The sequence below is a fragment of the Hymenobacter agri genome, assembly GCF_054778495.1.
In genome coordinates this window covers 1-22,925 of the sequence record NZ_BAAGZM010000002.1, presented here as the reverse complement: position 1 = coordinate 22,925, position 22,925 = coordinate 1, and the positions used below count along the sequence as shown (strand labels likewise).

Genomic DNA, 22,925 nt, shown 5'->3' with positions numbered 1-22,925 from the left:
GCGTCCACTTGCCCACTTTGGTTCTCCATGCCCACCGCTTGCCCAAATACCGGTGCAGGCAACCCCCACCATATCGGTTGACGCGGCGCAACACTTCCCATTCGTGCCGTTTGGCAATAATGCCAGAACCTATTTTGGTCTTATAAACCGACTTAAAGGGCCATACCCCCGCGCTAGCAGCTGGAGGGCTTAGTAGTAATACAAGCAAGAAAAAGGCACCCGTTCGTAAGGCTTTCATTGCATAAATCACCGTTTGCTAGTTCGCGCGCTTGCTTCTGGATTAAAGAGACGTAAATGCACTTTCGCATTTACTGATTCTTCTAAATTACAACAGGCCCGCCGGAATCCGGCGGGCCTGTGGGGTACTTTCGCAGCTTGAGCATCCGGTGCAGCTTAAGCCTCCCCTACCGCGCCGCCGAAGTTCATCGGGTAGCTCGGCGCTTCGCTCTGCATCTTGATGGTGCCGAAGGCGGCTTCAAACCGCTCCACGTTTTCGCTGAGTGCTTGCAGCAAGCGCTTGGCGTGTTCGGGCGTGACAACGATGCGCGCCTTCACCTTGGCCTTGGGCAGGCCGGGCATCATGCGGATGAAGTCAATCACGAACTCGCTGTTGCTGTGCGCAATCATGGCGAGGTTGGCGTACTCGCCCTCAGCCATGGCTTCGGAAAGTTCGATATTAATGGCGTTGGGGTCCGGGTTTTGGTCGGTTGGTTGCATGTTTTGCAAGTGTGATTAAAACGTTTGATTACAGTTGTGATGTCCTTCTGTGCTCTTTTGGAAAGAACAACACAGTGCATAGTCCTACCATGAAAGGGATGAACAAGACTATTCTGCCCATAGGGCTTATCCCTAGTTCACTTAATATTTTACCAAACTTGTATTCAATAAGCGTAACTACGACAGAGCTTAATAGTGTACCCGCCGAGCGAACTAATAATGATTCACGGTTTAAGACTAAGTATAATAGCCCAACGCACATAGCAACTGCTATACATGTTGATATGAACCAGAAGTCTCCTATGATTTCAAAAAATGCTGCCATATGCGAAAAGTAAACAGAAAAAGCCGACCGGGTCACCCCAGTCGGCTTTTCCATTACAAACCTACGGCGGATTACTCAGCCGACACTTCGCGCTTGCCAGCACGGCTGGGGCGCTTGGCGGGAACGGCAGCTTCGGCGGCCTGGGCGGCTTGGGCAGCCTCCATCTCCTCTTTCGAGCCTACAACCTGACGCGTGTATTCGCGCAAGCCAGTACCGGCCGGGATGAGGTGACCGACAATTACGTTCTCCTTCAGGCCCAACAGTTGGTCGGCCTTGCCGCGGATAGCGGCTTCGCTCAGCACCTTGGTCGTTTCCTGGAAGGACGCGGCCGAGATGAATGAGGCCGTACCCAACGACGCCTGCGTGATGCCTTGCAGGGTGGGGCGCGAAACAGCGGGCTGGGCATCGCGCACTTGCACGAGGGCAAGGTCGCGGCGACGCAGGCTGCTGTTCTCGTCGCGCAGGCGACGGGCCGTCACAATCTGACCGGGCTTCAGGTTGGTCGAGTCACCGGCTTCGGTCACCACCTTCATGTCGATAATCATGTCGTTCTCGGCCATGAAGATGATTTTGTCAATCACTTGGTTTTCGAGGAACGACGTGTCGCCGGCATCCAGAATCACCACTTTCTGCATCATCTGGCGGACTACCACTTCGATGTGCTTGTCGTTGATTTTCACACCCTGCAAGCGGTACACTTCCTGAATCTCGTTCACGAGGTACTCCTGCACGGCGCCCGGGCCCTGAATGTTCAGGATGTCGGAAGGCGTGATGGCCCCGTCCGACAGCGGCGCACCGGCGCGCACGAAGTCGTTGTCCTGCACCAGAATGTGCTTCGACAGCGGCACCATGTACTTTTTCTTCACGCCGTCTTTCGACTCCACGAAGATTTCGCGGTTGCCTCGCTTCACGGTGCCGTAGGTTACCACGCCATCGATTTCCGATACCACGGCGGGGTTCGACGGGTTCCGGGCTTCGAAAAGCTCCGTTACACGCGGCAGACCACCAGTGATGTCGCGGGTTTTGCCCACCGAACGCGGAATCTTGGCCAGGATGTGACCGGCCGTGATTTTGTCGTTGTTCTCCACGTTCAAGTGCGAGCCCACCGGGATGCTGTAGCCTTTCTGGCCTTCCACATCACCTTTTTTGCCAGGGCGCACAATGATGGACGGGTTCTGGTCCTTCGCCTTCGATTCGATGATTACCTTCTCGCGGTGACCGGTCTGTTCGTCCGACTCCTCGCGATAGGTGATGCCCTCGGTGATGGCGTCGAACACCACGGTACCATCAAATTCGGCCAGAATAACAGCGTTGTAGGGGTCCCAGGTGTTCAGCTCAGTGCCTTTCTCCACTTCCTGGCCTTCCTTCACCAGCATGAACGAGCCGTACGGCACGTGGTTGGTGGTGAAGACGCGGCCGGTGCCTTTCTCCACGATGCGGATTTCACCCGAGCGGCCCATCACCACGTCGGCCTTGCGGCCTTCGCCGTCGGTCGTCGTCACAGTACGCACGTCCTCGAATTCCACCACACCGGCGAATTTGGCTTTGATGCTCGATTCAACGGCGATGTTGGAAGCCGTACCACCTACGTGGAAGGTACGCAGGGTCAGCTGCGTGCCGGGCTCACCAATCGACTGCGCGGCGATAACACCCACGGCCTCGCCACGCTGCACCATGCGGCCCGAAGCCAGGTTGCGGCCGTAGCACTTGGCGCAGATGCCGCGCTTGCTTTCGCAGGTCAGCACCGAGCGGATTTCCACCGACTCAATACCGGCGATATCGATGCGGCGCGTCGTGTCTTCCTTGATTTCCGAGCCCGAAGGCAGCAGCACCTCGTTGGTGTTCGGGTCCACGATGTCGTGCACCGTCACGCGGCCGAGGATGCGCTCCGACAGCGGCTCCACGATGTCCTCGTTGTCTTTCAACGCGAAGGTTTCGATGCCACGAAGGGTACCGCAGTCCTGCTCGTTCACAATTACGTCCTGTGACACGTCCACCAGACGACGGGTCAGGTAGCCGGCGTCAGCCGTCTTCAGAGCCGTGTCGGCCAGACCTTTACGGGCGCCGTGCGTCGAGATGAAGTACTCGATTACGTCGAGGCCTTCTTTGAAGTTCGACAGAATCGGGTTTTCGATAATCTCGCCAATCGAGCCTTGCAGCGACTTCTGAGGCTTGGCCATCAGGCCGCGCATCCCGCCCAGCTGACGAATCTGCTCGCGCGAGCCACGGGCTCCCGAGTGCATCATCATGTAGATGGAGTTGAAGCCCTGGTTTTCCTTCTCCAGACGGCCCATCAACGTTTCCGTAATCTGGTTGTTGATGCGCGTCCAGATGTCGATAACCTGGTTGTAACGCTCGTTGTCCGTAATCAGACCCATCTGGTAGTTCTGGGTTACGGCCGCCACGTCGGCTTGCGCCTGCTTCACCAGCTCGTCCTTCTCCTTCGGGATGTTGATGTCACCCAGACCCATGCTCAGACCGCCTTTGTAGGCCGACTGGAAACCAAGGGTCTTAATATCATCAAGGAACTGCGCCGTGCGGGCCATGCCCGTGCGCTTGAACACCAGCGAGATGATTTGCTGGAGCTTCTTCTTGGTCAGCAGCTCGTCCACGAAACCAACTTCCTCGGGCACAAGCTGATTGAACAGCACACGACCAGCCACGGTCTCAATGACTTTCGTCACGAGGTCGTCGTTCTCGTCGCGTACCTGCGCACGCACCTTGATGAAAGCGTGCTTCGAGAGCTGGCCTTCGTTGATGGCAATCACCACTTCCTCGTCCGAGTAGAACATCCGGTCTTCGCCCAGAATCTTCTCGTTCTCGGTGCTGCGCTTGCCTTTGGTCACGTAGTACAAGCCCAGAACCATGTCCTGCGACGGTACCGCGATGGGCGCGCCGTTAGCGGGGTTCAGGATGTTGTGCGAGGCTAGCATGAGCATCGACGCTTCCAGGATAGCAGCCGGGCCGAGGGGCACGTGCACAGCCATCTGGTCACCGTCAAAGTCAGCGTTGAAGGCCGTACAAACGAGGGGGTGCAGCTGGATTGCCTTGCCCTCGATGAGGCGCGGCTGGAACGCTTGGATGCCCAGACGGTGCAGCGTAGGAGCACGGTTGAGGAGTACCGGGTGGCCTTTCAGTACGTTTTCCAGGATGTCCCAAACGACAGCGTCCTTGCGGTCCACAATCTTCTTGGCCGATTTCACCGTCTTCACAATGCCGCGCTCGATGAGCTTGCGGATGATGAACGGCTTGAACAGCTCGGCCGCCATGTTCTTGGGCAGACCGCACTCGTGCAGCTTCAGCTCCGGACCTACCACAATTACCGAACGACCCGAGTAGTCGACACGCTTACCGAGCAGGTTCTGACGGAAGCGGCCCTGCTTGCCTTTCAGCATATCGGACAGCGACTTCAGAGCGCGGTTGCCTTCGGCGCGCACGGCGTTCACCTTACGCGAGTTGTCGAACAACGAGTCCACGGCTTCCTGCAGCATGCGCTTCTCGTTGCGCAGAATCACTTCAGGAGCCTTGATTTCAATCAGGCGCTTGAGGCGGTTGTTGCGGATGATAACACGGCGGTACAGGTCGTTCAAGTCGGAAGTGGCGAAACGGCCACCATCCAACGGCACGAGCGGACGCAGTTCCGGCGGAATCACCGGCACCATGCGGATAACCATCCACTCGGGCTTGTTCTCGATGCGGGTAGCAGCGTCGCGGAAAGCTTCCACTACGCGCAGGCGCTTCAGTGCCTCAGCCTTGCGCTGCTGCGAGGTTTCGTGGGCAGCAGAGTCACGCAGCGAGTAGCTCAGCTCGTCTAGGTTGATGCGCTCGAGCAGCATTTGCAGCGCGTCGGCACCCATCTTGGCGATGAACTTCTGCGGGTCCTCGTTGGGCAGCATCTGGTTTTCGCGGGGCAGCTTGTCAATCACGTCGAGGTACTCGTCCTCGGTCATGAAATCGAGCTGCTGCACGCCTTCCTCGGCCATCGTACCGGGCTGCACCACTACGTACCGCTCGTAGTAGATAATCTGGTCGAGCTTCTTGGTGGGCAGGCCCAGCAGGTAGCCGATTTTGTTCGGCAGGCTCTTGAAGTACCAGATGTGCGCAACGGGCACCACCAGTTCGATGTGGCCCATGCGCTCGCGGCGCACCTTCTTCTCGGTCACCTCCACGCCGCAACGGTCGCAGATGATGCCCTTGTAGCGAATGCGCTTGTATTTACCGCAATGGCATTCCCAGTCCTTCACCGGACCGAAAATCCGCTCGCAGAACAAGCCGCCCATTTCGGGCTTGTAGGTGCGGTAGTTGATGGTTTCAGGCTTCACCACTTCGCCGGTGCTGCGCTCCAGAATTGCTTCGGGCGAGGCCAGCGAAATAGTGACTTTGGAGAAGTCCTGAACTACTTTCTTGTTTTTTGCGAAAGCCATTTGATTGGGGTTAAGCTAGTAGCTGTTGGCTTTGAGCTGCTTGAATCTTCGCCGTTCGCCAGAAGGGCGCAAGGATTTCAAACAGTTTGACGCTCAGAAAAGTGCCTTTGCGAAACAGATAGGTATGTTGAGCAAAGGCACTTTTAAAAGGTCGAATTATTAAAACTGACGGCAGAACTGACCGATAAGAAGGCCTTCGATTAAGATTCGCCGGGGTTTCGTCGCTGCACTGACCATATCTCGGAACAGCCCCCGCTCCTCTTTCACCGAAGCGTTTTCTCATCTTTCGTTACCAGAGTCGCTCAATCAGCGCCTCTGGTCGTCTGCCGGCAGGCAAACCGCGAGTTGCGGCCAAAGCTTGCGCCCCAGCCGCAACCGCAGTATTTCACTAGTCCATCGTGATTTCAAGTGCCAGACCACGCAGTTCGTGGAGCAGCACGTTGAACGACTCGGGGATATTCGGCTTGGGCAGAATGTCGCCTTTTACAATGGCTTCGTACGCCTTGGCGCGGCCTACCACGTCGTCCGACTTCACCGTCAGGATTTCCTGAAGGACGTTAGAAGCACCGAAGGCCTCCAGCGCCCATACCTCCATCTCGCCAAAGCGCTGGCCACCGAACTGTGCCTTACCACCCAGCGGCTGTTGCGTGATGAGCGAGTAAGGCCCGATGGAACGCGCGTGCATCTTGTCGTCAACCAAGTGACCGAGCTTGAGCATGTAAATCACGCCCACGGTTACCGGCTGGTCGAAACGGTCGCCCGTCAGACCATCGTGCAGGTAAGCACGGCCCCAGTCGGGCAGGCCAGCCTCGGTCAGCTCGCGAGCTACTTCGTCCTCGGTAGCGCCGTCGAAAATCGGAGTCGAATACGTACGACCCATTTTCAGACCAGCCCAGCCAAGTACGGTCTCGTAAATCTGACCGATGTTCATGCGGCTTGGTACACCCAGCGGGTTCAGCACGATGTCCATCGGCGTGCCATCGGGCAGGAAGGGCATGTCCTCATCGCGCACGATGCGGGCCACTACCCCTTTGTTACCGTGGCGGCCGGCCATCTTGTCACCCACCTTCAGCTTGCGCTTCTTGGCGATATACACTTTAGCCAGCTGCACGATGCCGGCGGGCAGTTCGTCGCCCACTTCCAGGGTGAAACGGTTGCGCTTGAAGCGAGCCGTGATGGTGTTGCGGCGCTTGGCGTAGTTCTTCACCAAGTCATGCACCAGGCCATTCACGCGGGCATCGGCCGTCCAACCTTCCAGCACCAAGTCCTTAAACAGGTTGGCTTCTTCGGGCACGGCGTAGTTGCTCTCGTCTTTGTAAGGGTTTTTGTCCGGGAACAAGCCTTCCACAATGTTCTTGCGGTTGAACTTCACGCCCTTCGAAATCATCTCCTCGCCAAAGCGGTGCTTGATGCCTTGCGACGTTTTGCCTTCCAGCAACTGCACCAGCTTGTCAATCATGATGGCTTTCACGCCACGCAGTTCCTGCGAGTAGGTCGACTTGAGGTCTTCTACTTCCTTCTTCGACTTAGCCCGGAGGTTTTTGTCTTTCTTCGGACGCGAGAACAGCTTGGTGCCAATCACCACCCCGTTCAGGGAGGGCGGCGCCTTAAGCGAGGCATCCTTCACATCGCCGGCCTTGTCGCCGAAGATGGCGCGGAGCAGCTTCTCTTCCGGAGTCGGGTCCGTCTCGCCTTTCGGCGTGATTTTACCAATCAGAATGTCGCCTTCCTTCACCTCGGCACCGAGACGGATGATTCCGTTGTCGTCGAGGTTGCGCACGGCTTCTTCGCTCACGTTCGGAATTTCCGAAGTCAGCTCTTCTTCGCCGCGCTTGGTCTCGCGCACTTCCAGCTCAAACTCCTCGATGTGAATCGAAGTGAAAATATCGTCGCGAACCACACGCTCCGAGATGACGATGGCATCCTCGAAGTTGTAGCCCTGCCACGGCATGAACGCCACCTGCATGTTGCGGCCTAGGGCGAGTTCGCCTTGGTTGGTGCCGTAGCCTTCGCACAGGGGCTGGCCTTTGGTCACCCGCTCGCCGCGCTTCACGAGCGGCGTCAGGTTGAGGCAGGTGTCCTGGTTGGTGCGACGGAATTTGATGAGGTCGTAGGTAACCCGCTCAGCATCGAAGCTCACCATGATGTCGTCCTCCGAGAGGTCGTATTTCACAATGATTTTGTTAGCATCCACGAAGTCGATTACGCCTTCGCCTTCCGATACCACGAGCACACGCGAGTCAGTAGCAATGCGGCCTTCCAGACCCGTGCCCACAATCGGAGCCTGCGGGCGGAGCAGCGGCACAGCCTGACGCTGCATGTTCGAGCCCATGAGTGCACGGTTGGCGTCATCGTGCTCCAGGAATGGAATCAGCGAAGCAGCTACCGATACAATCTGGTTCGGGGCCACGTCCATGTAGGAGTACTCCTCGGGGCTTACCACCGGGAAGTCACCCTCGAAACGACCTTTCACCAGCTCCTGCGTCAGTTGGCCGTTGTCGTCCAGCAGCGAGTTGGCCTGCGCGATGTGGTGCGTGTCCTCTTCCTCAGCGGTCAGGAACTTCACGTTCTCGCTCATGTCCACCTTGCCCGACTTCACGTCACGGTAAGGCGTCTCGATGAAGCCCATCGAGTTCACGCGGGCGTGCACGCACAGCGACGAAATCAGACCAATGTTCGGGCCTTCAGGAGTCTCAATCGTGCAAAGACGACCATAGTGCGTGTAGTGCACGTCACGTACCTCGAAGCCTGCGCGCTCACGCGACAGACCTCCCGGCCCGAGTGCCGATACGCGACGCTTGTGCGTCACCTCGGCCAGCGGGTTGGTCTGGTCCATAAACTGCGACAGCTGGTTCGTGCCGAAGAACGAGTTGATAACGCTCGACAGGGTGCGGGCGTTAATCAGGTCAACCGGCTTGAAGTCCTCGTTGTCGCGCACGTTCATGCGCTCCTTGATGGTACGCGCCATCCGGGCCAGGCCCACGCCGAACTGGGCGTAGAGCTGCTCGCCCACGGTGCGCACGCGACGGTTGCTCAAGTGGTCAATGTCATCGACAATGGCCTTCGAGTTAATCAAGCCAATCAGGTACTTCACGATGAGAACGATGTCCTCATTGGTCAGCACCCGCGACTCCTGCGCCATGTCAATCTGCAGCTTCTTGTTAATCCGGTAGCGGCCTACTTCCCCGAGGTCGTAGCGCTTGTCCGAGAAAAACAGCTTCTGGATAATGTCGCGGGCAGTCTCTTCGTCCGGAGCCTCCGTGTTACGGAGCTGGCGGTAAATCTGCTCCACAGCTTCCTTCTCCGAGTTGGAGTTATCCTTCTGCAGCGTGTTGTAGATAATTGCGAAGTCCGCAATGTTCACGTTCTCGCGGTGCAGGATTACCGACTTGGCGCCGGCCTCCAGAATCACGTCGATATCAGCGTCCTCAACAGTGGCATCGCGCTCCAGCAACACTTCATTGCGGTCGATGGATACCACTTCGCCGGTGTCCTCGTCCACGAAGTCTTCCGTCCAGGTGCGCAGCACCCGGGCAGCCAGCTTGCGGCCCACCACTTTCTTGAGGTTTTTCTTGTCGGCCTTCACCTCTTCCGACAGCCCGAACAGGTCGAGAATGTCCTTATCGGTGCCGTAGCCGATGGCGCGAAGCAGCGTCGTCACCGGGAATTTCTTCTTCCGGTCAATGTACGCGTACATCACGTTGTTCACGTCCGTGGCAAATTCAATCCACGAACCTTTGAACGGAATAATACGGGCCGAGTACAGCTTGGTACCGTTCGTGTGCTTGCTCTGGGCAAAGAACACGCCCGGCGAGCGGTGCAGCTGCGATACGATAACACGCTCGGCGCCGTTGATAACGAACGAGCCCTTTACGGTCATGTACGGGATGTTCCCAAGGAACACCTCCTGCTCAATCGTTTCGAAGTCCTCGTTGTCCTTATCATTGCAAATCAGACGCAGTTTGGCTTTCAGCGGAACCGAATAAGTCAAGCCACGGTCGATGCACTCGTCAACCGAATATTTCGGCGGGTCGACGTGGTAATCGATAAAGTTGAGCACGAAGTTTTCGCGCGAATCCGAAATCGGAAAGTTCTCGGCGAACACTTTGAACAATCCTTCGTTAGAACGACGCTCAGCAGCGGTTTCCAACTGAAAGAATTCCTGGAACGAGCGTACTTGCACGTCCAGGAAGTCCGGGTACTCGATAACCTTCTTAATCTTGGCGAAATTGATTCGCTCGGGGGCCGTCTTCTTGAGGGCGGCCGTCTGTGCTTTCGGTGTAGCCAATGCGATGGGGATTATAAGATGGACACAGAAGCGTAAAATGGGAAGCCGGGGTGGCGGCTCATCAGCGGTGCAGCGCACTCCCTAACCACCTGTGCAACAAGATGGTTAGCTGACATAGCAAAAGCGCGAACCGGGTAGCTCGCGCGGTTGACACGCTACAAACAGGAAAAGACCTGGCTAAGTTGCCAGGTCTAATCCTTATTCGAAGCGGGTCCGGAGATGCTTCAGGAGCAGAAACTACTTAACTTCTACTTCAGCACCGGCTTCTTCGAGCTGCTTCTTCAGCGACTCAGCCTCGTCTTTGGCAACGCCTTCTTTCAGGGGCTTGGGAGCACCGTCAACCAGTTCTTTGGCTTCTTTCAGGCCCAGACCGGTCAGGTCTTTCACCAGCTTCACAACAGCCAGTTTCTGGCCGCCGGCAGCCTTCAGGATAACGTCGAACGACGTCTTCTCCTCGGGAGCCTCTTCAGCAGCAGCGCCACCGCCGCCAGCCATCATTACGGGAGCAGCAGCAGCGGGCTCGATGCCGTACTCGTCCTTCAGGATGCCTGCCAATTCGTTTACTTCTTTCACCGTCAGGTTTACAAGCTGCTCAGCGAATGCTTTCAAATCTGCCATTTCTGTAGATTGTTAAAAAAATGTGTTGTTGAAAATTTAAAGAGGGGCGAAAAAGCTGCGGGTTAGGCGGCCTCTTTTTCGCTGAGGGTTTTGAGGATGCCAGCCAGTTTGTTGCCGCCGCTCGAAAGAGCAGAAATAACATTTTTGGCGGGCGACTGGAGCAGACCGATGAGTTCACCGAGCAGTTCCTGCTTGCCTTTGATGCTGGTCAGGCCTTCGAGCTGGTTAGCACCGATGTAGATGCTGGCATCTACGTAAGCGCCTTTCAGTACGGGCTTGGGCTCAACACCGCGGGGGTATGCCTGCGACTTATAGAAGTCGCGCAGCATTTTGGCCGGAGCCGAGCCGCTCTCCGTAGAGAACAGTACGCCCGATTGGCCTTTCAGTGCGGCATCCATCTCCGACGTATCGTGGCCGAGCGTATCCAGAGCCTTACGGATAAAGGTGTTTTTGTACACCTTGTACTCCAGGCCGCGGTTGAACGCCAGACGACGGAATTCGTTGATTTTCGCTACCGACATCACCGAAGCATCGACGATGTAGAACGAGTTGTGCGATTGCATCTTTCCGCTCAACTCATCCACGAGGGCTTGTTTTTCTTCCCGGGTCATGTTTGGTTGATTTAATTAGTTAGCGGAATTTACTTGGCTGTCAACCGGAACGGCGGGCGACATCGTGCTCGAGAGCGTGATGCTCTTGATGTAAGTGCCTTTCGACGACGAAGGCTTCAGGCGACCCAGCGTCTGGATAACCTCCAGAGCGTTTTCGGCCAGCATCTTCTCATCGAACGACACTTTGCCCACCGAGCAGTGAATGATGCCGGTCTTGTCAACTTTGAAGTCGATTTTACCAGCCTTCACTTCCTGCACAGCCTTGGCTACGTCGGTCGTTACGGTACCCGACTTCGGGTTCGGCATCAGACCACGGGGACCGAGCACGCGGCCCAGACGACCCACTTTGGCCATTACGGCCGGCATGGTGATGATTACGTCGATGTCGGTCCAGCCTTTCTCGATTTTCGAGATATAGTCGTCCAGACCCACGAAGTCGGCGCCGGCGGCGGTAGCTTCGGCCTCCTTGTCGGGGGTCACGAGCGCCAGCACGCGAACGGTTTTGCCAGTGCCGTGGGGCAGGGTGGCCACGCCACGAACCATCTGGTCCGCTTTGCGGGGGTCCACGCCGAGGCGTACGTCGATATCTACCGAGGCGTCAAACTTGGTGTAGGTAATGTCCTTCACCACTTTGGCGGCTTCCACGAGGCTGCGCACTTGCGTCAGGTCGTGTTTGGCAAGGGCTTCCTTGCGCTTTTTGCTTACTTTAGCCATCTGTTCTTTTCTCCGTTTAATTATTCAGCAAAAGGAGAATCGCCCTTGATGGTAATGCCCATGCTGCGAGCCGTGCCGGCAACCTGCTTCATGGCGGCTTCCACTTCGAAAGCGTTCAAGTCAGGCATTTTGGTTTCGGCAATGGTACGCACCTGGTCCCACGTCACGGAGCCCACTTTGTTACGGTTCGGCTCTTTCGAACCGCTCTGCAACTTGGCAGCTTCCATGAGCAGCACCGGAGCCGGTGCCGTCTTCACCACGAAGTCGAACGACTTGTCGGTGTACATGGTGATGAGTACAGGACAAACTTGGCCGGCTTTATCTTGGGTGCGAGCATTGAACTGCTTGCAAAACTCCATGATGTTCAAGCCTTTGCTACCAAGTGCAGGTCCTACCGGCGGCGAAGGGTTCGCGGCGCCTCCCTTTATCTGCAGACGCAGATAACCTCTGATTTCTTTGGCCATTTGGATGGATTAGGCTGAAGCTCCTGCGTCGTAACTCGCGCTTGCCTCAGTATTGAAAACTCCTGTTTGGAAGCCCCGCCGACCCGGAGCAATTAGCCGGCGTGGTATAATCGATGAGGCTAAACCTCTTTTTCTACTTGGGTGTAGCTGAGCTCTACCGGCTGCGAGCGGCCGAAGATTTTCACCACTACATTCAGCTTCTTCCTCTCCTCGAAAACTTCGTCCACGTTGCCGGAGAAGCCGTTGAATGGGCCGTCGACCACTTTCACGAGTTCGCCCACTACGTAGGGCTTATCGAGGGTAGCGTCGGCTTGCTGCTCGGCTTCATCCACGATGCCGAGGATGCGATTGACTTCGGAAATGTGCAGCGGAACGGGTTTATTGTTCGTTGCGTCCTTTTTGTCTTTGTCGCCGAGGAAACCAATCACGCCGGGCGTGCTGGTAATGATGTGGTCTACCTCACCGTGGCCGAGGTCGGCGTGGATGATGATGTAACCAGGGTAGAGGTTCCGCTCGCGGACGCGCTTCTTGCCGTTGCGCATCTCAAACACCTTCTCTACCGGAATCAGTACCTGCGGAACAAGCTCGGTCAGGTTATGCCGACCGAGCTCCGTTTCGAGGTAATTTTTGGCTTTTTTCTCCTGGCCGCTCACCGAGCGCACCACGTACCATTTCAATTCGCCCATCTTGACTATTGATTAGCGAAACGAGTTGTAAAATGCCTTGAGTACCGACTCAAAGCTGACATCCATCACGCCCACCACGATGGCAAACACGAGCGAGCCCACCAGCACCAAGCCGGCGCTCTTCTGGAGTTCCGTCGTCGAGGGCCACGTTACGTTGTAGCGCATCTCCTCGATGGTGGTGCGGAAGTAATTGCTCAGTTTGTCCATTGTGATGAGAAAAACAGCGTGGCCGCTGAACTGACATGGAGCGGACCAACTGGCCCAAATTGCACGAGTGGAGAGATTCGAACTCCCATCAAAGGTTTTGGAGACCTCTATTCTACCCTTGAACTACACTCGTTTTTAAACATTCCCGGAAAGCGCATTTCGCTAAAGGGAGTGCAAAGGTAAGAGAAACAGTGGAGAAAACAAATACTCTCTTCTGTTTCAGCGTAAAAAAAGCCGCTCCCACATTTTTGGGAGCGGCTTTTTTACTGATTAAGCCTAAGCTTAGTCGAGAACTTCGGTTACCTGACCGGCACCTACCGTGCGGCCACCCTCACGGATAGCGAAGCGGAGGCCTTTCTCCATTGCCACCTTGTTGATGAGCTCAACGGTGATGGTGATGTTGTCGCCGGGCATTACCATTTCAACGCCCTCGGGGAGGGTGATGATGCCGGTAACGTCGGTGGTACGCAGGTAGAACTGCGGACGGTAGTTGTTGAAGAACGGTGTGTGACGGCCACCTTCCTCTTTCGAGAGAACGTACACCTCAGCCTTGAACTTCTGGTGGGGGGTTACCGAACCGGGCTTGCAGATAACCATGCCGCGACGGATGGCTTCTTTTTCAATACCGCGGAGCAGCAGACCTACGTTGTCACCAGCTTCGCCACGGTCGAGGATTTTGCGGAACATTTCCACACCCGTAACCGTCGACTTCAGGCCGGCAGCAGCGCCCATGCCGAGGATATCAACCTGGTCGCCCGAGTTGATAACGCCGCGCTCGATACGACCGGTAGCCACGGTGCCGCGGCCGGTAATCGAGAACACGTCTTCTACCGGCATCAGGAAGGGCAGGTCGGTCAGACGAGCAGGAATCGGAATGAACGAGTCAACCGCGTCCATCAGCTCGTTGATTTTGGGAACCCAGTTGGCATCGCCGTTCAGGCCGCCGAGGGCCGAACCCTGGATAACGGGGATGTTGTCGCCATCGAAGTCGTAGAACGAGAGGAGTTCGCGGATTTCCATTTCCACCAGCTCGAGGAGCTCGGGGTCATCCACCATGTCCACTTTGTTCATGAACACCACCAACTGGGGAACACCTACCTGACGAGCGAGCAGGATGTGCTCACGGGTCTGGGGCATCGGGCCGTCGGTAGCAGCTACCACCAGGATAGCGCCGTCCATTTGGGCAGCACCCGTTACCATGTTCTTCACGTAGTCAGCGTGACCGGGGCAGTCAACGTGAGCGTAGTGACGGTTGGCGGTCGAGTACTCTACGTGAGCGGTGTTGATGGTGATACCACGCTCTTTTTCTTCGGGAGCATTGTCAATCGAAGAGAAGTCACGCTTTTCGGCCAGACCCTGGTTTGCCAGCACCATGGTGATAGCAGCGGTCAGGGTGGTCTTGCCGTGGTCGACGTGGCCGATGGTACCGATGTTTACGTGCGGCTTGGACCGGTCGAAATTTTCTTTAGCCATTGTAAAGAGTAAAAAAAGAGGTGGTGAAGTGAATTTGAGGTAAAAACGGAACGTACACGAAGAAAGCGAGCCTCAGCCCCTACTGTAATAGAAAACTGTGCGTCGCTTGCCTGAGAGAACCATGCCGGCGGCCGGATTGCTCCGACCGCTGGACTTTATTTGTAATCTGAGCCATTTATGGGATTTGAACCCATGACCTCTTCCTTACCAAGGAAGTGCTCTACCACTGAGCTAAAACGGCTTATTCTGAAATCGTGAGCGGGAGACGAGGTTCGAACCCGCGACCTGCAGCTTGGAAGGCTGCCGCTCTACCAACTGAGCTACTCCCGCAGATGGTATGATAAAAAAGTGGGGGTAACAGGACTCGAACCTATGAACCCGAAGGAGGTGAGTTACAGTCACCCGCAATTGCCGCTATGCGATACCCCCATTTTTGGTGCTCTCCGGCCGATTGCCGGAAGGCGCTTTCCCTTGCGTTGCGCTGCTACCGAAGTAGTATTGTTTCGTAAGGAGCTGCAAAATTAGAGGTTTTTTGACACAAGGCAAGCATTGGGGCAAAAAAAGGTTGTTCTTTTTTTGCCCCAAATGCGGAACTCGCTTTTACATAAGGTTATAAATTGCTTTCAACTTATCGTCGGTTTCTTTCTCGCGAATGTTCTGCAGGGTGGCTTTAAGGCCGGGCGTGCTGGGAACGAGTAGAGCGAGGCCGTGGTAGGCCCCGAGGCGCACCTCGTAACGCGGATACGTGCGGGCGTAGTCCTCGAGCACTTTCAGGCCTTTGTCGCGCTCCACAGGCGGAATGTTGGCCATGAGGGCCCCGAAGGCTTGGAAGTAGCCGTAGAGGTCGGCCTCGGCCACGTCGGGCAGGCGACGCAGGAACCACGGGTACTGGTCGAGGCGGCCGTTGAGGGCATAGAATTTGGCGATGGCCAGGATGAGCGTGCTACTGCGGGTGTTTTCGATGGCTGCGATTTGCTGCTTGGAGTTGACCTCGGGACGCTTGGCCAGGATTTCGATGGCAGCGGCCGATACCAGAATGGAGCTATCGGCCACGGCGGCGCCGTAAAGGTCGCCGTAGCTGCCATCGGGGAAGGCGGCCAGGGTTTTGAGGGCCTGCACCCGCACGCGGGAATTGGGGTCGGAGGTGGCGAGGCGCGCAACATCTTTGCGGACGCCAGTAGGCTCGGGGCCACGGTAGCCGCGCAGATGCTCGAGGGCCAGGCGGCGCACATTCCAGAACTTGTCGTTGAGGGCGTTGCGCATGAGGCTGCTCACGCTCAGCTGGTCGGTTTTATTCTGCAGCTGGTTCATGGCCTCGGCCTTCTGCTGGTAGTTGCGGGCGTGGTAGAACTGGAATATCAGTTCGTCCTGGGTGCGCTCCTCGTCGATTTGGGCTAGCAGCTGGGTTTCGCTGTCGAACTTCACGAACACCGGCTTCTGGCTGGCGGGCAGCTGGAAGGTCTGGTCGGCTTTGGTGATGGTGATGCGGTGCTCGGTGGGCTGGTTGCTACCAGTCCAGACAGCTACGCTGACGGGCAGGCGGTACACGGGCTGATACACGGTGTCCTGCACCTGGCGCACGCGCAGGTTCACTTGGCCGTTGGCGTAGGTGTGGGTGATGCGCAGTTCGGGGTGGCCGCGCTGGAGGAACCACTGGTCGAAAAACCAGCTCAGGTCTTCGCCGGTGGTTTCTTCGAATGCGGTGCGCAGCTTGGATATTTCGACTGCGGAAAGCTTATTCTGGGTGAGGTAGCGGTTGAGGGCGGCGTAAAATGCGTCGTCGCCTACGTATTTGCGCAGCATGTGCAGCACGCGCCCGCCCTTGTCGTAGGAGTGACGGTCGAGCATGTCTTCGCGGTTCTGGTAGCGGTAGCGGATGAGAGGCTCGCGCTTGCCCACGGCTTCTTCGAGGTAGTTGTTGATTTTCAGCTCTTGGATGAGGCTGGCTTCGTCGTCGCCGTACTTGCGCTCGGCCCAGAGGTATTCGGAATAGTCGGCGAACGACTCGTTCAGCGGCAGGTTGCTCCAGCTCTCGCAGGTCACGTAGTCGCCGAACCACTGGTGGAACAGCTCGTGCACGACCACGAATTCGCTGGTCTGGTAGTTGACATCGAGCAGCTCGCGTTTATTGGCCTGCACGAAGCTCCCGAAGGTGGACGCCGTGGTATTCTCCATGGCGCCGCTGATATAGTCGCGCACGGCCACCTGGGCATACTTGGGCCACGGAAATTCCACACCGAGCTTCTTGGAGAAAAAATCGAGCATTTCGGGCGTGCGACCGAATACGGCGCGGGCGGTACCGGCGTACTGCGGCTCGACGTAGTAATCGAGCGGCTTGCCGTGCCAGGAGTCGCTCACCACGGCGAAATCGCCCACCACCATGGTGGCCAAGTAGGGCGCGTGGGGCTCGCTCAGCTTCCAGGTGTCGGTGCGGGTGCCATCGGGGTTGGCGTGTGAGGACGTGAGCAGGCCGTTGGACAGCGTTTTGAACTGGCTTTCCACGGTCATGCTGATTTCCTGCGTCATCCGCTGGTTGGGCTTGTCGATGGTCGGAAACCAGCAGGAATTCGATTCCGTCTCGCCCTGCGTCCAGATTTGGCGAGGCTTGTTCTTATCGAGGCCCAGCGGGTTAATGAAGTACAGGCCTTTGTCGTTGGTGATGGCGGCCGAACCACCCTGCGGCAGTTCATTGGGCTTGGCCACGTACACGATGCGTACCTGATAGGGCGTGCTGCGCGGGTACGGATGGTCGAGCGCAATGACGAGCTTGCGACGGTTGTAGTTGTAGTTCAGATTCTTGTTCTTCTTATCCCCTACCAACTCCACTTTCTGGATATCGAAGCCCTTCGCATCGAGTACCAACTCGGTTTGGGGATAGAAGTGCGAGCGCAGTGTTAGCACCGCAGTGCCCAGCAGGTGCTGTTTTTTATAGTCGAAGCGCACATCCAGCTTGGTATCGACCACATCGGTGAGGATGGTGGCCGCCGGATGCAGCGGCGCCTCGGCCGGCAGCCAGGAGGGCACCGTCATACTGGCCGGAGCGGGGGCGGGTGCGGCGGCAGGCGCCGGTTTTTTGTGCACGGGCGGGCGGGCTGGGCCTTTACCGCCCGGCTGCGCTTCGGCCAACCACGTATTATATAATAAAAACAGGCCCATAAGGCCTGGAATCAGATACTTCATGCCAATATGTACGGGCGAAAAACGCCTCAATTTCCGAATTAATTTGAGATTTAGCCTACCTTTAACCCCGCTTTACTCCCACTCACGCTCTCATCAAATGTTTCAAATCACCACCGGAACCAACCAGCAGTGGGAAGTCGATTATCGTAGTGCGGACGCGGTGACGCTTAACAGCGAACCATTTGCCTGGGATATTGTCGCCTTAGGCGACGGCCGCTACCACATTCTCTACAAAGGACGCTCCTTCAATGCAGAGGTTGTCGAGGCCGATTACGCCGCCAAAAACATTGTGCTCAAACTAAACGGCCAGCGGGTAGAGTTGCAAGCCAAGGACCGGTTCGACCTGCTCCTTGAACGCCTAGGCATGGCGAATGCCGCTTCTGCCAAGGTGAACGAGCTGAAAGCTCCGATGCCGGGCCTTATCGTCGACATTCGGGTGCAGCCCGGCCAGACCGTGCAGAAGGGTGACCCGCTGCTGGTACTGGAAGCCATGAAGATGGAAAACATCCTGAAAGCGCCTGCCGATGGCACTGTGGGCAGCCTGAAGGTGAACCTGCGCGACAACGTGCAGAAGGGCCAGGTACTGGTGCAATTCGCCTAGCGGCGGCCGGCTTTTTATTATTCGATTCAACAATTTCCTACGCCTTGAAATACAATCGCATCCTCCTCAAGCTCAGCGGCGAAGCGCTGATGGGCCAGCAGCAGTACGGCATTGATGCCGAACGACTGATGCAATATGCCTCTGAGATTAAAACGGTGGCAGCTACGGGCGTACAGATAGCCGTCGTGATTGGCGGCGGCAACATCTACCGCGGCGTGGAAGCCGAAGCCTTCGGCCTCGACCGCGTGCAGGGCGACTACATGGGCATGCTGGCCACGGTCATCAACTCGATGGCCTTGCAAAGCGCCCTCGAAAAGCTGGAAGTAAGTACGCGCCTGCTCTCGGGCCTCACCATTCAGCGCGTGTGCGAGCCGTATATCCGGCGCCGCGCCGTGCGCCACCTCGAAAAGGGCCGCGTGGTGATTTTCGGGGCCGGCATTGGCTCGCCGTACTTCACCACCGACTCGGCCGCCTCGCTGCGGGCCATTGAGATTGAGGCCGACGTGGTGCTGAAGGGTACGCGCGTAGACGGTATTTACACGGCCGACCCGGAGAAGGACCCCACGGCCACGCGCTATCCCGAAATCACGTTCGACGAGGTGCTGAGCAAGAACCTGAACGTGATGGACATGACGGCTTTCACGCTGTGCAAGGAGAATAACCTGCCCATCATCGTGTTCGACATGAACACGGCCGGCAACCTGGAGCGCCTGCTGAACGGCGAGCCCATGGGCACGCTGGTAAGCATGGGCGGTACTGGCACCGGCCGCGATGGCCGCAAGGCCCTGCTCGACCCCACGCAAAGCCTGCTGCACCCGCTGGTAGGCAATCAGCCCGAGCAAGCGTAAGAAATTTTGAATGTTGAGTTTTGCGGGTTGAATGAGCAATTCGGCCCCAACTCAACGTCATTCAACATTCAACTCTCAAAATTCACCCCTTCTAAAAAGATGGACGAAGAAATTCAGTTTTACCTTGATGAGCTAGTCGAGTCGATGACCAAGGCGCTGGCGCACGTGAACGTGGAAATGAGCCGCATCCGGGCCGGTAAGGCTTCGCCGGCAATGCTCGACGGCCTGCGCGTGGACTACTACGGCACCTCGACGCCGGTGAGCCAGATTGCCAACATCTCCACGCCCGACGCCCGCACGCTGTTCATCAAGCCCTGGGAGAAAAACATGATTAGCGAGGTGACCAAGGCCATCAAGAACAGCGACCTGGGCCTGAACCCCATGTCGGATGCGGAAGGCATACGCCTGAACATTCCGGCCATGACCGAGGAGCGCCGCCGCGAGCTGGTGAAGCAGGCTAAAAACGAAACCGAAGCCGGCAAAGTGCGCGTGCGCGGCATCCGTAAGGATGTGAACGAGAGCCTGCGCAAGCTGCTGAAAGAAGGCGCTTCGGAAGACGCCATCAAGAGCGCCGAAGAAAAGGTGCAGAAAACCACCGACACCTACATTGCCGAGGTCGATAAAGTCCTCAGCAAGAAGGAGGCGGAGATTATGACCGTTTGATTCGGCCCTGCCAAAAAAGAGAAAGCCCGGCGAAATTCGTCGGGCTTTTTTTATGAGTGCTGTTTCCCGCAGTGGACGCAGGGGATTACGCAGGGAGCGCAGGGTCGTTCTGCCGAGTAAGTTCGGCCTCGACGGCGGCGGGCACCAGGTAGAGGATACTCTGGCCCTGGCGCAGACTCTCGCGGATGTAGGTGGCCGAAATGTCGAGCAGCGGGGCGGACATCACCTGGACGCGCGGGAAGCCAGTGAGGTCGGGCAGCGGGGAGCCAGGGCGCGGGTACACGTAGATGTCGATTTCGGCGAGCAGGCGCTCGGCTTCCTGCCAGCGGGGCAGGCCGGGCAGGTTGTCGGCCCCCATGAGCAGCACGAAATCCACTTCAGAATGGCGCTGACGCAGGGCGTCGAGGGTGGCAATGGTGTAGCTGGGGCGCGGCAGGCCGAACTCGATGTCTTCGGCGCGCAGGCGGGGGTTGCCGGCAATAGCCAATTGCACGAGGTGCAGGCGCTCGGCGTCGGGGCGCAGGTCGACAGCGTTTTTGAAGGGGCTGTGGGGCGATACCACCAGCCAGACTTCGGCCAAATCGGTGCGCGTGGCGAAATGCTCGGCCAGAATGAGGTGGCCGGTGTGCACGGGATTGAACGACCCGAACAGCAGGCCGATGCGGGGGCGGCTCATACCAAACGTGTTTTACACGATGGAGGGCTCGCCGCTGATGAAGCTGCGCACGAGGCGCTCGGCGTGCGCGCAGGCTTCGTCGAGGTCGTCGTTGACGACGGTCACATCGAACCGGTCTTCGAACGCGAGCTCGAAGTTGGCCTTGTATATCCGCGAAGAAATGCTGGATTTGGAGTCGGTGGCACGGGCGTTGAGCCGCTGCTCGAGAGCCTCGATGGAAGGCGGACGCACGAAGATGGCGAGCGCACGGTCCTTGTAAAACTCCTTGATGCTGAGCCCTCCTTTCACGTCGACATCGAGGATGGCATGCTTGCCGCCGGCCCAGATGCGCTCAATCTCCGACTTGAGGGTACCGTAGAAGGCCCCCTCGTACACTTCTTCCCACTCGACAAATTCGTTGTGGCGAATTTTGTCCTGGAAATCCTGCACGGAGATGAAATGGTAGTCTTTGCCATTGACTTCGGCGCGCCCGCGGCGGTCGCGGGTGCAGGCCGAAATGGAAAAGCTCAGCTCGGGCAACCGCTCCATGAGCCGGTGCACGATGGTGGTTTTGCCGGCACCGGATGGGGCCGAAAACACGATGATTTTGCCTTGCATCGCGCAAAGCTAGCCAGAAGTGGCCGGAATCAGGCCACTTCGGTGCCGATGCGGGCCAGAATAGACTGGTGCAGGCTGGCCGGAATGGGCCGGCGCGCCACGCGCTGATTGAGGAAGCCGATGAATACCCGCTGCTTTTCGATGTCGTCGAAGCAGGGCGAGCAATCGGTAGCGTGGTCGTAGAGGTAATCCTCGTCGGCCTCGGTCACAGCGTGGCCATCGATGAGTTGGTCTAGTACAGTGTTCACTCGTTCGCAGTCGGGGCCATTATCCGGCAAAGGGGCCGAAGCAATGGGGGCCGACATGTTGGTTGTAGTAGTAGCGGGTTGTGCCATAATTGAAAGTTGCGGGGGAAAGGAGTGAATAACAACGACCTACGAGCATGCCGGAGCATCCTGGCTGCTGACGTTAATTATTCTCGGCCTCGGTTAGTTCCGTTTCGTCGTCTATTGTATCATTGCCATATCCCATTGACTGCGCGTATTTCTCGAGCTTATCCTTGAGAAAATTACGGGCCCGGTGCAGGCGCGAGCGCACCGTACCGATTGGAATATCAAGCACTTTAGCCATTTCCTCGTAGGTAAAGCCTTCGAGGTCGCAGAGAATGATGACGGTGCGAAAATCGACGGGCAAAGAATTCAGGGCGCTGGCCACTTCATCGCCGATGAGGTCGCGGGCCGACTGCTGGCGCATGTCGGACGACGAAGCCCCGATTTCACCTTCGGCTTCGACGTCGTCGGGGTTGTAATAGCCCTCAATCTCGCTGTAGTCGACTTTGGCGGGCTGCTTGCTCTTCTTGCGGAAGTCGTTGATGAACGAGTTCTTGAGAATGCGGAAAAGCCAGGCTTTGGCGTTGGTGCCCGGCTCGAAGTACTCGAAAAAGCGGTACGCTTTCAGGTAAGTTTCCTGCACCAGGTCGTTGGCATCGTCCTCGTCGAGGGTGAGCCGGTAGGCAAAGTTGTAGAGCGGGTCGAGCACGGGCATCAGCTCGGCCTGAAAGCGCCGGTCCTTCTCCTCTTTGCTCAGTTTAACCCGTTCGGGGGAATCGCTCATACTGGGGCGGGAAATATTGCAGGTCGAAACCTACGAAAGATTTAGGGGATTAAAACAACTTATCAGGCCGTTAGCGGCAACTCGCAGCGGGTGGAAGCGACGTTGCCTGCCTGCCCAGCGCCGCCGCACGCAGCCCAAACGAGCATCGCACAGCCAGCCCTGATGCATGGCCCGGTGCCCGATGTACGGATGGCAACGCTGCCTAGGTTGCACAAAAGCCGGCAAGCAGCAAACTAACTACATGAATACCCCTTTGTTTTGCCCTTGTGCGTCGCTTAGTGGGCTGCTACGCATTCCAGGCCAGCACCCGCGCCGCCACGACCATTGGCTCGAGGGCTTTGATGCAGGTGCAGGCCGCGGGCTGGGTACGACAGTCCTGGCATGCGGGCTTATCGAATACCACAAACTCGGCTTGCGGGCCCAACGGGGCCCAGCGGCCGGGGTGCATGGGCCGGATGGGCGGGTATAGCCCCAGCGCGTGGCGGCCCAGTGCGGCAGCCAGGTGCAGTGGGCCAGTACTGCCGGCCACGAGGCCATCGGCGGCGGCGATGAAGGAGATGAACTGCGGCAAACTGAGTTGGCCGGTGAGGTCGGCGGCGAGGTACGCAGCGTGTTCGCGCAGCCAGTCGGCCAACTCCTCCCCTTCCGCCGCAGTGCCGGTGATGAATACGCGGTGGCCGGCCTGGTGTAGCAGCCGGGCGAGCTGGCCGAAATTGGCCAGGCCCCACTCGCGGGCGCTGCCTCGGCTGCGCGGATGCAGGATGACGTTGAGCTGGCCGG

General features: G+C 57.5%; 19 protein-coding genes and 4 tRNA genes. 3 read left to right on the top strand and 20 right to left on the bottom strand.

What is annotated here, in order from left to right:
* Window positions 1-393: 393 nt before the first annotated feature.
* The 15 genes from ACYVDE_RS00455 to ACYVDE_RS00385 all read right to left on the bottom strand — a co-directional run bounded on the left by ACYVDE_RS00455 (window position 394) and on the right by ACYVDE_RS00385 (window position 17,608).
* The gene (locus ACYVDE_RS00455; RefSeq protein ID WP_460499509.1) at window positions 394-717 is read right to left on the bottom strand and encodes a DUF3467 domain-containing protein; all 324 of its coding nucleotides are present in this window, start codon (window positions 715-717) and stop codon (window positions 394-396) included.
* A gap of 396 nt (window positions 718-1,113) precedes the next feature.
* Window positions 1,114-5,466 (bottom strand): DNA-directed RNA polymerase subunit beta', encoded by a 4,353-nt coding sequence (gene rpoC / locus ACYVDE_RS00450; RefSeq protein ID WP_460499508.1) that lies wholly within the window; start codon window positions 5,464-5,466, stop codon window positions 1,114-1,116.
* 388 nt (window positions 5,467-5,854) lie between these two features.
* The gene (gene rpoB / locus ACYVDE_RS00445; protein WP_460499517.1) at window positions 5,855-9,700 is read right to left on the bottom strand and encodes a DNA-directed RNA polymerase subunit beta; all 3,846 of its coding nucleotides are present in this window, start codon (window positions 9,698-9,700) and stop codon (window positions 5,855-5,857) included.
* A 291-nt stretch (window positions 9,701-9,991) separates the two neighbouring features.
* Window positions 9,992-10,372 carry a 50S ribosomal protein L7/L12 gene (rplL, locus tag ACYVDE_RS00440; RefSeq protein ID WP_198067446.1) on the bottom strand — a complete coding sequence of 127 codons (381 nt, stop codon included), beginning with the start codon at window positions 10,370-10,372 and terminating at the stop codon, window positions 9,992-9,994.
* Between the two features lie 62 nt (window positions 10,373-10,434).
* On the bottom strand, window positions 10,435-10,983 hold the full coding sequence (gene rplJ / locus ACYVDE_RS00435; RefSeq protein ID WP_460499507.1) for a 50S ribosomal protein L10: 549 nt from the start codon (window positions 10,981-10,983) through the stop codon (window positions 10,435-10,437).
* A 15-nt stretch (window positions 10,984-10,998) separates the two neighbouring features.
* Window positions 10,999-11,697 (bottom strand): 50S ribosomal protein L1, encoded by a 699-nt coding sequence (rplA, locus tag ACYVDE_RS00430; RefSeq protein WP_460499506.1) that lies wholly within the window; start codon window positions 11,695-11,697, stop codon window positions 10,999-11,001.
* Between the two features lie 20 nt (window positions 11,698-11,717).
* Window positions 11,718-12,161 (bottom strand): 50S ribosomal protein L11, encoded by a 444-nt coding sequence (gene rplK / locus ACYVDE_RS00425; protein ID WP_196286003.1) that lies wholly within the window; start codon window positions 12,159-12,161, stop codon window positions 11,718-11,720.
* A 119-nt stretch (window positions 12,162-12,280) separates the two neighbouring features.
* Window positions 12,281-12,847 carry a transcription termination/antitermination protein NusG gene (gene nusG / locus ACYVDE_RS00420; RefSeq protein ID WP_196290995.1) on the bottom strand — a complete coding sequence of 189 codons (567 nt, stop codon included), beginning with the start codon at window positions 12,845-12,847 and terminating at the stop codon, window positions 12,281-12,283.
* 12 nt (window positions 12,848-12,859) lie between these two features.
* On the bottom strand, window positions 12,860-13,054 hold the full coding sequence (secE, locus tag ACYVDE_RS00415; protein ID WP_198067443.1) for a preprotein translocase subunit SecE: 195 nt from the start codon (window positions 13,052-13,054) through the stop codon (window positions 12,860-12,862).
* Window positions 13,055-13,116: 62 nt separating this feature from the next.
* Window positions 13,117-13,187 (bottom strand) — tRNA-Trp (locus ACYVDE_RS00410).
* Between the two features lie 149 nt (window positions 13,188-13,336).
* Window positions 13,337-14,527: an elongation factor Tu gene (tuf, locus tag ACYVDE_RS00405; protein WP_198067442.1), complete on the bottom strand. Its 1,191-nt coding sequence runs from the start codon at window positions 14,525-14,527 to the stop codon at window positions 13,337-13,339.
* 169 nt (window positions 14,528-14,696) lie between these two features.
* Window positions 14,697-14,768 (bottom strand) — tRNA-Thr (locus ACYVDE_RS00400).
* A gap of 16 nt (window positions 14,769-14,784) precedes the next feature.
* Window positions 14,785-14,857 (bottom strand) — tRNA-Gly (locus tag ACYVDE_RS00395).
* Between the two features lie 19 nt (window positions 14,858-14,876).
* A tRNA-Tyr gene (locus ACYVDE_RS00390) sits at window positions 14,877-14,956 on the bottom strand.
* A gap of 171 nt (window positions 14,957-15,127) precedes the next feature.
* Window positions 15,128-17,608, bottom strand: coding sequence for a M1 family metallopeptidase (locus ACYVDE_RS00385; RefSeq protein WP_460499505.1), 2,481 nt, complete (start codon window positions 17,606-17,608; stop codon window positions 15,128-15,130).
* A 196-nt stretch (window positions 17,609-17,804) separates the two neighbouring features.
* Here ACYVDE_RS00385 and ACYVDE_RS00380 point away from each other — a divergent pair, with 196 nt between their 5' ends.
* The 3 genes from ACYVDE_RS00380 (at window position 17,805) to frr (ending at window position 19,819) form a co-directional block, all read left to right on the top strand.
* Window positions 17,805-18,308, top strand: a complete 504-nt coding sequence (locus tag ACYVDE_RS00380) for an acyl-CoA carboxylase biotin carboxyl carrier protein subunit (RefSeq protein WP_460499504.1) — start codon at window positions 17,805-17,807, stop codon at window positions 18,306-18,308.
* A 44-nt stretch (window positions 18,309-18,352) separates the two neighbouring features.
* Window positions 18,353-19,156 (top strand): uridine monophosphate kinase, encoded by an 804-nt coding sequence (gene pyrH / locus ACYVDE_RS00375; RefSeq protein ID WP_460499503.1) that lies wholly within the window; start codon window positions 18,353-18,355, stop codon window positions 19,154-19,156.
* A gap of 99 nt (window positions 19,157-19,255) precedes the next feature.
* Complete coding sequence (frr, locus tag ACYVDE_RS00370; protein ID WP_460499502.1) at window positions 19,256-19,819, top strand: ribosome-recycling factor; 564 nt, start codon at window positions 19,256-19,258, stop codon at window positions 19,817-19,819.
* Between the two features lie 85 nt (window positions 19,820-19,904).
* Here frr and nadD read toward each other — a convergent pair whose 3' ends face one another.
* From nadD to ACYVDE_RS00345, 5 genes are all read right to left on the bottom strand, one after another.
* Window positions 19,905-20,495, bottom strand: coding sequence for a nicotinate-nicotinamide nucleotide adenylyltransferase (nadD, locus tag ACYVDE_RS00365; protein ID WP_460499501.1), 591 nt, complete (start codon window positions 20,493-20,495; stop codon window positions 19,905-19,907).
* A 12-nt stretch (window positions 20,496-20,507) separates the two neighbouring features.
* Complete coding sequence (gmk, locus tag ACYVDE_RS00360) at window positions 20,508-21,092, bottom strand: guanylate kinase (protein ID WP_460499500.1); 585 nt, start codon at window positions 21,090-21,092, stop codon at window positions 20,508-20,510.
* Window positions 21,093-21,121: 29 nt separating this feature from the next.
* The gene (locus tag ACYVDE_RS00355; protein ID WP_460499499.1) at window positions 21,122-21,340 is read right to left on the bottom strand and encodes a hypothetical protein; all 219 of its coding nucleotides are present in this window, start codon (window positions 21,338-21,340) and stop codon (window positions 21,122-21,124) included.
* A 160-nt stretch (window positions 21,341-21,500) separates the two neighbouring features.
* Entirely contained in the window at window positions 21,501-22,145 is a 645-nt protein-coding gene (locus ACYVDE_RS00350) for a sigma-70 family RNA polymerase sigma factor (protein ID WP_241937041.1), read from the bottom strand.
* Window positions 22,146-22,431: 286 nt separating this feature from the next.
* Window positions 22,432-22,925, bottom strand: a 494-nt coding sequence (locus tag ACYVDE_RS00345; RefSeq protein ID WP_460499498.1) for a glycosyltransferase family 9 protein, incomplete at its 5' end; no start/stop codon positions are given.

Bases quoted from the DNA above. Each gene is read 5' to 3' on its own strand.
- nusG (WP_196290995.1), bottom strand. From the start codon at position 12,847: ATGGGCGAATTGAAATGGTACGTGGTGCGCTCGGTGAGCGGCCAGGAG.
- frr (WP_460499502.1), top strand. From the start codon at position 19,256: ATGGACGAAGAAATTCAGTTTTACCTTGATGAGCTAGTCGAGTCGATG.
- tuf (WP_198067442.1), bottom strand. From the start codon at position 14,527: ATGGCTAAAGAAAATTTCGACCGGTCCAAGCCGCACGTAAACATCGGT.
- ACYVDE_RS00380 (WP_460499504.1), top strand. From the start codon at position 17,805: ATGTTTCAAATCACCACCGGAACCAACCAGCAGTGGGAAGTCGATTAT.
- ACYVDE_RS00350 (WP_241937041.1), bottom strand. From the start codon at position 22,145: ATGAGCGATTCCCCCGAACGGGTTAAACTGAGCAAAGAGGAGAAGGAC.
- rplK (WP_196286003.1), bottom strand. From the start codon at position 12,161: ATGGCCAAAGAAATCAGAGGTTATCTGCGTCTGCAGATAAAGGGAGGC.
- secE (WP_198067443.1), bottom strand. From the start codon at position 13,054: ATGGACAAACTGAGCAATTACTTCCGCACCACCATCGAGGAGATGCGC.
- gmk (WP_460499500.1), bottom strand. From the start codon at position 21,092: ATGCAAGGCAAAATCATCGTGTTTTCGGCCCCATCCGGTGCCGGCAAA.
- rplL (WP_198067446.1), bottom strand. From the start codon at position 10,372: ATGGCAGATTTGAAAGCATTCGCTGAGCAGCTTGTAAACCTGACGGTG.
- nadD (WP_460499501.1), bottom strand. From the start codon at position 20,495: ATGAGCCGCCCCCGCATCGGCCTGCTGTTCGGGTCGTTCAATCCCGTG.
- rplJ (WP_460499507.1), bottom strand. From the start codon at position 10,983: ATGACCCGGGAAGAAAAACAAGCCCTCGTGGATGAGTTGAGCGGAAAG.
- rplA (WP_460499506.1), bottom strand. From the start codon at position 11,697: ATGGCTAAAGTAAGCAAAAAGCGCAAGGAAGCCCTTGCCAAACACGAC.
- ACYVDE_RS00455 (WP_460499509.1), bottom strand. From the start codon at position 717: ATGCAACCAACCGACCAAAACCCGGACCCCAACGCCATTAATATCGAA.
- rpoC (WP_460499508.1), bottom strand. From the start codon at position 5,466: ATGGCTTTCGCAAAAAACAAGAAAGTAGTTCAGGACTTCTCCAAAGTC.